Source organism: Microbulbifer sp. CnH-101-G (assembly GCF_052466775.1).
Genome location: NZ_CP174292.1, coordinates 91,471 through 104,609 on the forward strand (window position 1 = coordinate 91,471; position 13,139 = coordinate 104,609).

The following is a 13,139-nucleotide window of genomic DNA, read 5'->3' on the forward strand; positions in this document are numbered from 1 at the left end:
AACCGCTCAGGCTATGGCTTTGAGAATAGTTGGCGCTTGCGGGTTGGGATTAGAGGCTTTCGTGAAGCCGTTGGAGGTTTCTGTTGATTTTTTGGCGGCCCCCTTTACTCCGAGGGAATATGGCCTTATCTCTGTTGGATAAACCCATAACACCAGATGGAGCTTTGTAATGCCGGATCAACCCTATACGCCGCCCAAGGTTTGGAAGTGGGATGCGGAAAGTGGCGGGCAGTTTGCCAAGATCAACCGCCCCATAGCGGGGGCTACCCATGACAAAGAACTGCCCCAGGGTAAACACCCGATGCAGTTGTATTCCCTGGCAACACCCAATGGTGCCAAGGCCACGATTATGCTGGAAGAGTTGCTGGCACTGGGGTTTGAAGGGGCGGAATACGATGCCCATCTGATTCGTATCACCGAGGGCGAGCAGTTTGGCAGCGGTTTTGTGGATATCAATCCAAACTCAAAAATCCCGGCGTTGGTGGATCACAGCACGACTCCACCAATACGGGTTTTTGAGAGCGGCTCCATTCTTCTGTATTTGGGAGAGAAGTTTGGTGCCTTCCTGCCACACACCCCGGAACAACGTACCGAAACCCTCAACTGGCTATTTTGGCAGATGGGGGCGGCGCCCTATCTCGGTGGAGGTTTCGGCCACTTCTATGCCTATGCGCCAGAGAAGCTCGAATACCCGATCAATCGTTTCGCCATGGAAGTAAAACGGCAGATGGATGTACTGGACCGACAACTGGCTAAGCACCAGTTTATCGCTGGGCGCGAATACACCATTGCAGATATCGCCATCTGGCCCTGGTACGGTGCACTGATCCGTAATGAGGCCTACGATGCCAGCGAATTCCTGCAGGCCGAGAGTTACAAACACCTTGTGCGTTGGTCTGATGAAATTGCACAGCGACCGGCGGTACAGCGTGGCCGTATGGTGAACCGCACCTGGGGCGACCCTAGTGAGCAATTGCATGAGCGCCATGATGCCAGTGATTTTGACGAGAAGACCCAGGACAAAATCACGCAAGAGGATAATTAATAAGAAGGTAGCTGTGTTCTCTTTGCTGCCCAGTTCAGTTGGCTAGCTAGGTGGCTGGCCAAATCGCCCATAAATCAATTAGTGCATTTATTTAAAAGCCGCGCAAAGAAAGTGCCAGGTGAATCATTTGCGATGTGCGCGGCAGTTGCCAGAGTTTCTCGGCTATAAACCCGGCGGCAAAAGCGAGGCCCATAATTGCCGGTAAAGGGATTTTTCCCAGCTGCTGATTAACATCCCGTTGCTGTTGATCGAATAGCCGCAACGCACTGCGACGCTGTTTTTCAGCGTCTACGCAGCAGAGTGAAATTTGCCTATTTAATTGTCTCAGCGACATCGTGAAGGGCCTCCCTTACCTGCCGTTTGGTTTCTTCAAACCCCAACAGTGGGCGCAGCTTTTTCTGGTAAAGCAGTACACCGAGGAAAAGGCTGATTTGTATCAGCACAAATACAGCAAATCCAATATATATCGACTGGCTAAAATAGTAGGCAATTAAACCTAAGCCACCACAGAGGCTGACGAGTAGTGCCGTTCCCAGGGGTACCAGCATCAGCTGCAGGAAAATGAGCCGCTTTCCCACGGTCAGGGTTCTTTCCAGCTCTAGCTGAAACAATCGCTGGATGTTACCCAGCCAAGCGGTCAATAAGGTTAAGGTGGCTTCGGCACGGGCTATAGCCTCCTCTAAACCTCCGCCGGAGTCACTGTCCTCACCGGTTTCAGTGAAACCGTCCCGTCCGCGCTGTTGCGCGGCCGGGTCGGGATTCTGATCGGCTCCCTGGCGCTTCTTTCCATTGCCCATCGGCGGTTTCCTTACCAGTTAAAACGGGAAACGCTTTATTTGAAAAGCTTGGCGATCGCCCAGCCGACCACAAAAGCACAGCCGACCGCAAGGATCGGTCTTTCCCGCAGGGAAGACTCTGCTTTTTCCATAACTTCTGTAGCGCGCTTTCTCTGTTCCTGAACAGAAGATCTCGCTCTCTGTCTCAAGTTTTCAGCAGCATCGGAGGCGGCCTCTCCTGCGAGATTATAGGCCTTTTGCAGCTTTTCCCTGCTGGAGTTATGTGGAGATCTTGCAGTTGCCATCGGGTTGCTCCTTTTCAGGGGATGATTGCCGCAGAATTCTATAGTCGCAGCGATCAATTCACAGGAACATTGGCCCCTTTTTTAGGGCAATTAAAAATAACCTTTAGGCGCTTTTACTGGCTTTAGTTATATCACTGTTGATAGGGGCTTCATGGTAATGAATCTTTGCATTTATAGGCTGAGTTCCCGTTTCCAGGTCTCGATATTTTTTACAACGCCATCTAACAGGCGTTGGCGGCTCTCGCGACTGATCCAGGCATTGTGTGGGGTGATAATCAGGTTGGGGATATCATTGGCCAGTAATGGGTGACTCGCCGGTGGGGGCTCCTCGCTCAGTACATCCAGTGCGACACCGCCGAGTTTTTCGCTGCGCAGGGCATCGGCCACGGCTTCCTCATCCACGAGAGCACCCCGCGCGGTGTTTACCAATAGAGCGCCGGGCTTCATGGTGGCGATAAAATCGCGATCGATTAACTTTTCGGTTTGTGCCGTGAGAGGGCAGTGCAGGCTGATAACATCGGATTCCTTTTTCAATTGTGTCAATGGCACCCGGCCTGGATGTTTTTCCCCGCTGAAAGACTCCGCGATTAAAACGCGCATATCCAGGGCTTCCCCCAGTTTGGCAACTCTTTGCCCCAACTCACCGTAACCAATAATTCCCAGGGTTTTACCGGCCAATTCCACCACTGGATGATCCAGTAGACAGAAAATTTCCGACTGACTCCAACGGCCAGCCATCACGTCCTGGTGATAGTGATGCCAACGGGAGGCGAGAGCGAGAATTAATGCCAGGGTGTGCTGTGGTACAGAGGCGCCGGCGTATCCCTGCACATTGCGCACAGAAATATTCAAATCCTGTGCAGCTTCCAGGTCAATGTTATTGGTGCCGGTGGCGCAGACACAGATCAGTTTGAGTGAGTTGGCCTGCTCCAAGAGCGCGCGGTCCAAAATCACTTTATTGGTAATGACGACTTCCGCATCGGCGATGTGCTCGGCGGCCTGTTTTGCGGAGGTGGTTTCGTAGAAATCCCAGTGGTCTAGACTGTTTATTAGGGTCTGTGTGTCCAATTCCCCAAGCTTCATGGTCATTGCGTCCAGAAATACGCCGCGCATGGAATTTCCTCGCTTTCCTGTGTGAGATAGCGGCATGCTACGGTAGCGGTCGCCAAATGCAATGGCTTTCAGGCGTTGGCGGCAGACCTCGCATAGTTGGCTACGGTTAGTTTTCGGGCCTTTCTGTCGCAAATGAAGAGGGCCTATATGGGAATATCGTTAACTGCAGCATCTCTGGTTTTAATCTCGGCATTTCTTCACGCGGGTTGGAATTTACTGGGAAAATCCCGCACACCTTCCCCGGCTTTTTTTTGTATCGCCACACTCAGTGTGGGCCTACTGCTCCTCCCCCTCTGCTTTTGGGTGCTCACACAGGCGGATGCGTTGCCGCGCGCTTTTTGGCTGCTCTTACTGGTCAGCGGTTTTTTTCAGATGATTTATATGGGCGGTCTGGCGTTAGCTTATCAGCGCGCCGATATCGGCCTGGTTTATCCCATCGCGCGCGCCCTGCCGGTACTCCTTGTGGCGCTGGCAACAGCGCTGTTGGGGCAGGTACTGCCCTGGCTCGCTTGGCTGGGCATGTTATTGGTGACGATCGGCTGCCTATTAGTGCCACTGGTTTATTTCCGTCAGTGGCATTGGAGTGTGTACTGGCGGGCGGACTGTGCCTGGGCTTTGGTGGCGGCACTCGGCACGGTGGGATATTCACTGGCGGATAAGGGCGCGCTGCTTTTTTTAGAGGAAGCCTTAGATGGGGCGGTAACACCTCCGATGATGGCTTATGGCTACTTGGGCATGCAGTTTTTTGTCTCTGGGCTGTGGCTACTGTGTGGATGTTTAAGCCGAGCGGGGCGCGGGCAATTGTTAACGTCTCTTGGAGATTTGAAGTTGGGGGTTTTGACCGGTCTGATGATGGGCGCGACTTATGGACTGGTGCTGTTGGCGATGGCGATGACGGAAAACGTGAGTTACGTGGTGGCTCTGCGCCAGCTCAGTATTCCACTGGGAGTAGGGTTTGCTATCTGGCTGCTGGGAGAGCCGGCACACAGGCCCCAGCTTTTAGGAGTGGGATTGGTGTGCGCCGGCTTGATTGCGGTGTCGTTTCGCTAGGGTGGGCCGGCCGCGCCCACCCCAATTATTCTCACATCACACGCATACCGGGTTTGGCGCCCTGGTGGGGCTCTAGAATCCACAGGTCTTTACCGCCGGGGCCGGCGGCCAGCACCATGCCTTCACTCACGCCAAAACGCATTTTGCGCGGTGCCAGGTTAGCGACCATCACGGTGTGCTTACCCACCAGGTCTTCCGGCGCATAAGCGCTCTTGATACCGGCAAATACCTGGCGGGTCTCTCCACCCAGGTCCAAAGTCAAACGCAGCAGTTTGCCGGCGCCCTCGACGTGTTCCGCCTCGGCGATCAGGGCGATGCGCAAATCCACTTTGGCGAAATCGTCGAACTGGATCTGCTCGGCGATAGGGTCTTCTGCCAGCGGGCCACTGGCCGCTTTGGTCTCGGCCTGCAGCTGTGCCAGAGACTCCTGTGCGGCTTCCATCACGGCATCTACTTGGGTTTTTTCCACCCGTTGCAGCAGAGGCTTGAACTTGTTGATCTCGTGGCCAGCCAAGGGGGAAGTGGCCTGGGTCCAATCCAATTCGACGTTGAGGAATTCCGCTGCTTTTTGCGCGGTGTTGGGCAGTACCGGCGCCAGCCAAGTGATCAGCGCGCGGAACATATTCACACCTTGAGAGCAGATCGCCAGAACCTCGGCTTCTGTGCCCTCCTGCTTGGCCAGAGACCAGGGCGCCTTGTCGGCGATCCAGGCGTTGGCGGCATCGGCCAGGGCCATAATATCGCGCATCGCACGCGCGTATTCGCGTTGCTCGTAGTAATCGGCAATACGTGGTGCGGCCTCGACAAACTGGTTCCACAGCTCTTCATCGGCCAGTTCAGTGGCGAGCTTGCCGCCGGCCTTACTGACAAACTTGGCGGTGCGTGAAGCGATATTGACGACCTTGCCCACCAGGTCGGAATTTACCTTGGCGATAAAGTCATCGAGATTGAGATCGAGGTCATCCACGCCGGCGGTGAGTTTGGCGGCGAAGTAATAGCGCAGATACTCCGGGCTCAGGTGATCCAGGTAGTTGCGGGCATTGATAAAGGTGCCACGGGATTTGGACATTTTCTTACCGTTAACGGTGAGGAAGCCGTGTACGCACACCTTGTTGGGGGTGCGGAAATCGGCGGAGTCCAGCATGGCAGGCCAGAACAGGGCGTGGAAATTGACAATATCCTTGCCGATAAAGTGGTACACCTCAGCGTCGCTGTCTTTTTTCCAGTAATCCAGCCAGTCACTACCATTTTTGTCACAGTAGTTTTTCAGACTGGCCATATAGCCGATGGGTGCATCTAGCCATACATAGAAATATTTGCCCGGCGCGTCAGGGATTTCAAAACCGAAATAAGGGGCATCGCGGGAAATATCCCATTCCTGCAGTCCCTCTTCGAGCCATTCGGCCAGTTTGTTGGCCACCTCATCCTGTAGGGTGCCGGAGCGGGTCCAGTTGCGCAGGAACTCGGTAAAGGCCGGCAGAGTGAAGAAGAAGTGCTCGGACTCTTTTTCCACCGGGGTGGCACCGGAGATGGCGGATACCGGGTCGATCAGCTCCGTGGGACTGTAAGTGGCGCCACAGGCTTCGCAGTTGTCACCGTACTGATCGGGAGTGCTGCAGCGCGGGCAGGTGCCCTTGATATAACGGTCCGCCAGGAACAGCTGCTTCTCCGGGTCGAAGGCCTGGGTGATGGTGCGCGAGGCGATATGGCCGTTGTCGCTGAGGCGGCGGTAGATCATAGCGGACAACTCGCGGTTTTCCTCCGAATGGGTGGAGTGGTAGTTGTCCACGCCAATCAGGAAATCGGCGAAATCCCGCTCGTGCTCCGCCTGCATATTGGCGATATGTTGCTCCGGTGTCAGGCCCAGCTGTTCGGCCTTGAGCATGATTGCGGTGCCGTGCGCATCATCGGCGCAAATGTACAGGCAGTCGTTACCGCGGGAGCGCTGAAAACGCGCCCAGATATCGGTCTGGATATATTCGAGTATGTGGCCCAGGTGCAGGGAGCCATTGGCGTAGGGGAGTGCGCTGGTGACTAGGATTTTGCGCGTATCGGGCATCGGTTTTTCCATCGCTGTGGGTTGCGGCCGGAGGCTCCGCTGGAGTGGCCGGAGATCGTCAAAAGACGGCGAAATATAGCAGATTTGTGCTATGCCGGGGAGGCATGGAATACGCCGAGCGAGAAAGTGACTGGATTGATCCAGTCGCTGGCGCTGGGCCGCTTCATCCGACACAATGCGTTTCTGACAAGAAGCACCAAAAGGGAGATACCGTGAGCGATCATCACCACGATCATGAAGAGTTATCAGAGGAAGTGCAGGCCGAACTGGAGCGTCTGGCGGAGTGCCTTGGTCAGTTGCAGGACCCGGCCAGCGGCCTGCCTCTGGATGAGCTGGATGCGGATATTGAAGTGGGCTACGAGAGCGATACCGTGTTGATCGGTATTACCCTCGGTTACCCCTGTGCGAGCCAGGAAGCGCTGTGGCGCAAGTGGGTCACAGACGCTTGCGAACCCCTGATGAAGAGCGGTCCCCTGGCAGGTAGTACGCTGCAATTTGAACTGTTTAGCGATATCCCCGCGACCTCTTCGGCCAATGCCACGGAGTCATTGCGTGGCGTGAAAAATATTGTTGCCGTGGCCTCCGGTAAGGGCGGTGTAGGCAAGTCCACTACCGCGGTGAACCTGGCTCTGGCACTGGCGGCAGAGGGTGCGCGAGTCGGGCTGCTCGACGCAGATATCTACGGCCCCAGCCTGCCTACCATGCTTGGCACCGAAGGGGTTCGCCCCCATGTAAAGGAACAGAAATTCTTCGTCCCCGTGGATGCGCTGGGTATTGAGACGATGTCGCTGGGGTACCTAATGACAGAAGATACCCCGGCAGTCTGGCGCGGCCCTATGGCCAGTGGTGCACTCAATCAGATCCTTACACAAACGCTCTGGTGTGATGCCAAGGAAGAACTGGATTATCTGATTGTGGATATGCCCCCCGGCACCGGAGATATCCAGCTGACCCTGGCACAAAAAACCACTCTGGCCGGGGCGGTGATTGTCACTACGCCTCAGGATCTGGCCTTGAAGGATGCGATCAAGGGAGTGGAAATGTTCCGCAAGGTATCAGTGCCTGTGCTCGGTATCGTTGAGAACATGGCGCTGCACACCTGCTCCAAGTGCGGCCACAGCGAACCAATTTTTGGTTCTGGCGGCGGCGAGCGTATCGCAGAGGAATATGATACCCACCTGCTGGGAGAGTTACCCCTGGCACAAAAAATCCGCGCGGATATCGATAGTGGCCACCCCAGTGTGACCGCAGACCCGGATGGCGAAATTGCCGGTTTCTACCGTGAAATTGCCCGTAAAGCCGCGGCTCAGGTTTGGTTGAATGCCAGCAGTGACGAGGAATTGCCGGAAATCGAAATTAGTTGAGCCCAACCGCGATATCCATCACAAAGCACTAAATTTTTATTTCTTTGTGGTTTTTTGTTGGGTTAGAAATCCTTATATTGAACCCCTTCGAGCGCCCCTGTGAAATTTCTTATTTTATTTGGCGCTCAATATTGATAAGCCGGAGCCAAACACCGGCTTATCTCTTCTTTATCAAGACTCATAACAAGACTTATTAATAATGTTTTTTAATAAAGGCTAGTAATACTGTCTTGCAGTAAAGAGTCTGGACTTACTTTATTTATTGCAATTTTGTGCTTGCAGGGGCTTTGTTCTGGTCTGCTAGACCGTACAGGAATTTTGATGAGTTAATCGTTAGGGTATTAGTATTTATTTAACAGACCCTGTATATGCTGAAGATATCAGTGACGGTTTTTCTTGTAACTGCTTAAACTCAGCCATTGCCACAAAAAAAAGAAAGTATTTATGCTGTATTTTCCTAGGTGATCGTCAAGGTAATTATGTGGTTTTCATTTTTTGGCAGAGGAACCTCATCGGCTTGAATGCCAATGGTAATTTATAAGGTTTAGTGTGGCGGGCCACCCGTGGTCAATGCTCGGCAACTTGGTACAAACCGCCAGTGTCGAGAATAAATCTTTTCGGGAGTGTGCAACCTGTGATGGCCGCCTTGTATCTGGCCGCAGGCAGGGCATCTATCGGGCATTGCAGTAGCTGTAGTCGATAAAAATAACAAAGACAAAAGCGCGAGTGCTTTCATCCATGAATTTTAATATTAGCTATCGACCGATAGGGGGCATAGCGCGGGTATTATTTTATGGCCCCGTAGGATTTGCAGAAAAAATGGAGGCCGCTGCCCGGCTGGTAGAAAAATACCGCCACCGCGTACCACTGCGGGTGCTGTTGGATATGCGCTATGCCCGCGCCAGTGTCACGCTGGAGGAGCAGCGGCAGTTCACCAGCTTTATTGCAGAGCATCCGGTATTGCGGCGTGCATATATTGCGGTTTTACACCCTCGCAATCGCTGTACTTCACCGCTGGCGTCTGATGGAACCTGCTTGTGTCGGCACAGTTCGCGGGAATTTGTTGCCGAGGCCGAAGCAGAGGCTTGGCTCACCCAAACCAAGGGTTCCCCCAGACCTCTGCTGCGCTGAGTATTAAACCTACTGGGCTTTGGCCTGTTCGGCCTCTGCCTGGCGGCGGCGCTCTTCTTTCTTCTGAAGACGCTTGGCGACAGTCGTCTCGCGGGCATCCTGGCCCATATGTTTCTCTCCGCGCTTTTTGGCTAGCTGGATCTGCTTTTCCCGTTCGCGGAAACGGTGGCGGTCCGCGTCGCTCACTTTGTCGTAACAGTGAGGACAGCTGACCCCCTGTTCGAACTGCTCGGATTGCTGGTCTTCCACGGTGATTGGCATGCGACAGGCGTTGCATTGGTCGTACTGGCCGCGCTCCAGGTCGTGGTTGACGGTGACACGCTCGTCGAAAACGAAGCACTCGCCCTCCCACAGAGATTCCTCTTTGGGGACTTCTTCCAGGTACTTGAGAATACCGCCGTGCAGGTGGTAAACCTCTTCAAAGCCCTGCTCCTTCATATAAGCGGTGGACTTCTCGCAGCGGATACCGCCAGTGCAGAACATGGCAACTTTTTTATGTTTGGCCGGATTTAGGTTCTCTTTAACGTACTGGGGGAACTCGCGGAAGGTTTCGGTATTTGGGTTGATGGAGTCTTTGAAGGTGCCGACCTGGAATTCGTAGTCGTTGCGGGTGTCCACAACAGTGACTTCAGGGTCGCTGATCAGGGCGTTCCAGTCCTTGGGTTTGACGTAGGTACCAACCACACGGCGGGGGTCAATGCCCTCCACACCCATGGTGACAATTTCCCGCTTCAGCTTGACCTTGCTGCGCAAGAAAGGCATCTCACCGGTGTAGGATTCTTTGTAATCCAGTTCGGCGAGTCGTTCATCTGATTTCAGGTAAGCGAGCAGGGTATTGATGCCTTCCCGGGAGCCCGCAACGGTACCGTTAATGCCTTCTTTGGCCAGGAGCAGGGTGCCGCGTACCTGGTTTTTCAGCATGACTTCAAGCAGGGGGGCGCGCAGAGACTCGAAGTCCTCCAAAGTGACGAACTTGTAGAGTGCGCAGACAACATATTGATTCATGGAACTTCCTTAAATGCAGTCCGGAGCGTAAATCCGGGGCAGAAAAAATCGCCGCGCATTTTATCGCAAAAAAAACAGCTTGTCGTACATTTAGCAAGCACTCCAGCTGTTGCCCCGGCGCAACAATATTTGTTGACCGGGAAGCCGCAACTTGTCAAAGTTCTGGCCGAAATTTCAGGGTCATAGCGAGGTGAACCCCATGGGCGAAGAATTTGCACCGAAAGAGTCGGAGTTGAGCCAGATCTACCGCGAGGGCGATGTATCTGTGCAGATCGATATATACGAAGATGGCGAGGGTGGCTGGCTACTCGAAATTGTCGACGAGAACAATAATTCCACCGTGTGGGAGGATGCCTTCGAGACGGAGCAGGAAGCCTTAGAGGAAGCCCTGGACGCCCTGCGGGAAGAGGGGATTTCCACCTTTGTAGGCCCTGTGCAGGAAGTGGATGGCAGCTGGTAAGATAGCTGGCCCCAAAGGAACGCTTACTATGGGCGGACGATTGGGGCTCTGCCCTCCTGCGCCCAATCTTTCCACGCTCTAAGACGCTAGTGGCTATTGCTGGTTATTGATTGTTGCTTCCAATCTGCCAGTAACTGCTATGGTTATGGTGAAGGGAATCGCGACTGTGTGACAGCACACCCCAATCACAGCGCCGTCGCGAGGCAACTGTGGAGCTTTTGTCTCCGGCGGTGCTACCCAAGCAGCGGTTGCCTCACCCATGATAGTACGCGGCTTTTTAACCGTGATCTGCTTGCAGATCCTGCCTTTTTCCCTCTGCGCCGATCCCCTGGTGATTACCAGCCAGCAGCAAATTCAAACGGATCTCAAGGAAGTCCGCCTAATCGCAAAACTACACGGTTACGCCATTATGGCGGGGCGTCACTGTATTGATTGCGATGAAAATCTCGCAATTTATATACGGCGTATAGCCAGGCACGGTGATGTAGAGGGTACTGACCAGACAGGTGCTGAGGCTGATCGTTATACCTATCCGGGTAAGTACCTGGACTATATGACGAAAAAATTGGTGGAAAAAACCCGCATGTTCTATGGCCACTGCTATGAAGGGCAGCCCTCCCTTTTATGGCTCACCGAGTATCGCTCGGGAGATACTTGGGTCCAATCCGAGTATCTGATTCTGCTCGGCGATGAGGGGTTGGAGCATCGTTACGTAGAGGGGCAACAGCCAAGCGTTTTCCAACTGGAGAGCGCGGACTGCAAGGAATTGCCAGGGGCTTTAATGGAAATGGAGCCTTAGCGGTAAATAATTTCCAGTAATGGTTGGAGATACTAACCAGCTTAAGACAGAATATTTGGATTCAGAGCCCTAAAAGAAATACGAGAAGATAGAAATAAGAGAAGGTAGAAATACCGATTGCGAGTCTATAAAAGGCTGTATGCGCAAAGTGATGTGGGTTTCATTGTATTTCTTGATCTCTCTCCGAGAGTAGCTGTTGACTCAAAGCAAAGGGTGGTCAACTGTCTTGAGATTTTTAAAATGACTCAAAGAATAAAATAAAAAAACCCCGCTGGAGGGCGGGGCCAAAAGGGTCGTTGAAATCAAAGGGTTGTTAAAAACAGTTCTGCTTTACTTTACCGGCTCGAAGACGATTTTCAGCTTTTTCTTACCCCAGGCGCGGGCCTTACGGATATCTTTTTCCATCCACACATCAATACGGTTAGTGAAACGTTTGTTCATGCGGTCACGCACAGTGTAAGTACCGGGCAGACCTTCAATCTTTACTTTGGCACCGTTAGTCAAACCGTGCTTTTCCAAGTCACGTGAAACGGCGATGATTTTGTCTCCGGGACGCAGACGGTTGTTCCAGGCTGCTACCCAGGGGTCGCTATCTGTCTGGCCGGGTACCGAGTTATAAGCGGTCGCGTCTACGACCATGGTTTTCTTAAGAGCTGCCGATGCATTGACACTCACACCAATAGCAAGCAGGGCGGCGATGAAAAAAGCAGTGTTACGCAGAGTCTGTTTCATGATGTCCCATTACCTCCAGGAATCAAATGGTCACAAGCCAAAAGGTGCTTGCGAAATTTCCAAGTGTTTTTGGAAATAGCTGATCAATATTTAATCAACGCTGGCTATATTACTGGCGATTTAGGCGGAGGCAACTTTTTCTTATTTCGCGACAAATGGCCCTGAAAAACAGCAGGTTATTGCTTGAGGGGAAAACTGATAAACCCAAAATGATTCAAAAGTAAGGTTTTTATTTTTTATTAATTCTTATTTAAAGGTTAAAAATTTATTTTAATTTCTATAGCTGGAAAGTCATTTTTAGAGGGGAAATTGTACTGACAGCGATGTCATCCTACGGCTACCAGATATACACTCGGACCGGTTTTCTAATCAGTACTCAAAAAGTAAAAAATTTCCCTGAAACTTTTTGTGACCATTCCGCCAAAATGGTCTGATTCGCTGAAAATGTGGGTGCTCAGGCGATAAAACTGCATCGTCATTTATCTTTAGGTGAAAAAAATAGAGAAAAACTGAGCCCTTAAAGGGTGGTTTCCCGGTTTTGCTGCACCGGTTCTACCTGCTGACGGAGTGCGGCCAAATAGTCACTATCCTCCTCCAAATCGGGTAACTCGTACTGCAAATCCAGTTGCACCGCTTTCTCCAGCCAGTGAATGGCCTCTTCAAGGTTGCCCTGCCACTCGCAAACCTGCCCGAGGTTGAAATAAGTAATAGAGAGGTTGTGCCACTCTTCCTGATTGAGGAGGCCATCCAGGGCACTTTTATACAGAAGGTAGGCGGTGCTAAGCAGGTATTCGCGCTGTGTGGTCAAATCTTCGCTGGCAGCCTGGCGGTGATAGGTGTGTGCCAGTGCCGAGCGCACCCTGGCACTGGAGTGGGGCAATTGCGCTCCGGAATCCAGGTAACGCAAAACTGACTGAAACTGTGCTCGCGCCAGTGGATAGAGGTCTGGCCTCGATTTAGCCCCCAGTGCATTTAGCACTATGCCGTAGCGATAGCGCAGAGTGTGCTGTTGGGAAGGGTAGTCACCAAGGGCGGAAATCGCTTTTTCATAGAGAGGCAGTGCGTCGCCAAAATTACCTTGGCGAGCTAGCGATTCGGCCTCATTGACCCAGCCAATCGCGCCCAGAGTGTCTCCACCGTGAGATTTGGTGCTGTGGGGTTGGGCGTTGTTGGGGAGTACGTCTGAAATGATAGATATAGCCGCGAGAAGTGCGGTCAGGCAGAAGAGTGCGTAAAACAGGATGTATAAATGGGGCAGTGGTTTATGCATAGGGATTTTCGCGCTTGGCCCGGTGACGGT

Annotated in this window: 14 protein-coding genes; 6 read left to right on the forward strand and 8 right to left on the reverse strand. The window is 52.8% G+C overall.

Going from position 1 to position 13,139, the window contains the following annotated elements:
- Positions 1-169 precede the first annotated feature (169 nt).
- Positions 170-1,045, forward strand: a complete 876-nt coding sequence (gene yghU / locus ACJJID_RS00660; protein WP_444921053.1) for a glutathione-dependent disulfide-bond oxidoreductase — start codon at positions 170-172, stop codon at positions 1,043-1,045.
- A 91-nt stretch (positions 1,046-1,136) separates the two neighbouring features.
- Here yghU and ACJJID_RS00665 read toward each other — a convergent pair whose 3' ends face one another.
- The 4 genes from ACJJID_RS00665 to ACJJID_RS00680 all read right to left on the reverse strand — a co-directional run bounded on the left by ACJJID_RS00665 (position 1,137) and on the right by ACJJID_RS00680 (position 3,239).
- Positions 1,137-1,379, reverse strand: a complete 243-nt coding sequence (locus ACJJID_RS00665; RefSeq protein WP_444921054.1) for a hypothetical protein — start codon at positions 1,377-1,379, stop codon at positions 1,137-1,139.
- Entirely contained in the window at positions 1,357-1,842 is a 486-nt protein-coding gene (locus tag ACJJID_RS00670; RefSeq protein ID WP_444921055.1) for a hypothetical protein, read from the reverse strand. Before ACJJID_RS00670 ends, ACJJID_RS00665 begins: the two co-directional genes overlap by 23 nt.
- Positions 1,843-1,877: 35 nt before the next feature.
- Positions 1,878-2,126, reverse strand: coding sequence for a hypothetical protein (locus ACJJID_RS00675; protein ID WP_444921056.1), 249 nt, complete (start codon positions 2,124-2,126; stop codon positions 1,878-1,880).
- A 171-nt stretch (positions 2,127-2,297) separates the two neighbouring features.
- The gene (locus ACJJID_RS00680) at positions 2,298-3,239 is read right to left on the reverse strand and encodes a D-2-hydroxyacid dehydrogenase (protein WP_444921057.1); all 942 of its coding nucleotides are present in this window, start codon (positions 3,237-3,239) and stop codon (positions 2,298-2,300) included.
- 147 nt (positions 3,240-3,386) lie between these two features.
- Between ACJJID_RS00680 and ACJJID_RS00685 the strand changes: the two genes are divergently transcribed.
- Entirely contained in the window at positions 3,387-4,289 is a 903-nt protein-coding gene (locus tag ACJJID_RS00685) for an EamA family transporter (RefSeq protein WP_444921058.1), read from the forward strand.
- A gap of 31 nt (positions 4,290-4,320) precedes the next feature.
- Here ACJJID_RS00685 and metG read toward each other — a convergent pair whose 3' ends face one another.
- Complete coding sequence (metG, locus tag ACJJID_RS00690; RefSeq protein WP_444921059.1) at positions 4,321-6,348, reverse strand: methionine--tRNA ligase; 2,028 nt, start codon at positions 6,346-6,348, stop codon at positions 4,321-4,323.
- A gap of 212 nt (positions 6,349-6,560) precedes the next feature.
- Between metG and apbC the strand changes: the two genes are divergently transcribed.
- Together apbC and ACJJID_RS00700 are read left to right on the forward strand one after the other, a co-directional pair.
- Positions 6,561-7,712: an iron-sulfur cluster carrier protein ApbC gene (gene apbC / locus ACJJID_RS00695; RefSeq protein ID WP_444921060.1), complete on the forward strand. Its 1,152-nt coding sequence runs from the start codon at positions 6,561-6,563 to the stop codon at positions 7,710-7,712.
- A gap of 738 nt (positions 7,713-8,450) precedes the next feature.
- Complete coding sequence (locus ACJJID_RS00700) at positions 8,451-8,843, forward strand: hypothetical protein (RefSeq protein WP_152451494.1); 393 nt, start codon at positions 8,451-8,453, stop codon at positions 8,841-8,843.
- 9 nt (positions 8,844-8,852) lie between these two features.
- Here ACJJID_RS00700 and trhO read toward each other — a convergent pair whose 3' ends face one another.
- Positions 8,853-9,848 (reverse strand): oxygen-dependent tRNA uridine(34) hydroxylase TrhO, encoded by a 996-nt coding sequence (gene trhO, locus ACJJID_RS00705; RefSeq protein ID WP_444921061.1) that lies wholly within the window; start codon positions 9,846-9,848, stop codon positions 8,853-8,855.
- 199 nt (positions 9,849-10,047) lie between these two features.
- Between trhO and ACJJID_RS00710 the strand changes: the two genes are divergently transcribed.
- Together ACJJID_RS00710 and ACJJID_RS00715 are read left to right on the forward strand one after the other, a co-directional pair.
- Positions 10,048-10,308, forward strand: a complete 261-nt coding sequence (locus ACJJID_RS00710; RefSeq protein ID WP_152451498.1) for a hypothetical protein — start codon at positions 10,048-10,050, stop codon at positions 10,306-10,308.
- Positions 10,309-10,567: 259 nt separating this feature from the next.
- Positions 10,568-11,107, forward strand: coding sequence for a hypothetical protein (locus tag ACJJID_RS00715; RefSeq protein ID WP_444921062.1), 540 nt, complete (start codon positions 10,568-10,570; stop codon positions 11,105-11,107).
- Positions 11,108-11,437: 330 nt separating this feature from the next.
- On the opposite strand, the gene ACJJID_RS00720 is transcribed toward ACJJID_RS00715, so the two are convergent.
- Together ACJJID_RS00720 and ACJJID_RS00725 are read right to left on the reverse strand one after the other, a co-directional pair.
- A complete protein-coding gene (locus ACJJID_RS00720) occupies positions 11,438-11,839 on the reverse strand; it encodes a 3D domain-containing protein (protein WP_152451502.1) in 402 nt (133 codons plus the stop codon).
- A 517-nt stretch (positions 11,840-12,356) separates the two neighbouring features.
- Positions 12,357-13,109, reverse strand: coding sequence for a tetratricopeptide repeat protein (locus ACJJID_RS00725; protein ID WP_444921063.1), 753 nt, complete (start codon positions 13,107-13,109; stop codon positions 12,357-12,359).
- Positions 13,110-13,139: the final 30 nt, after the last annotated feature.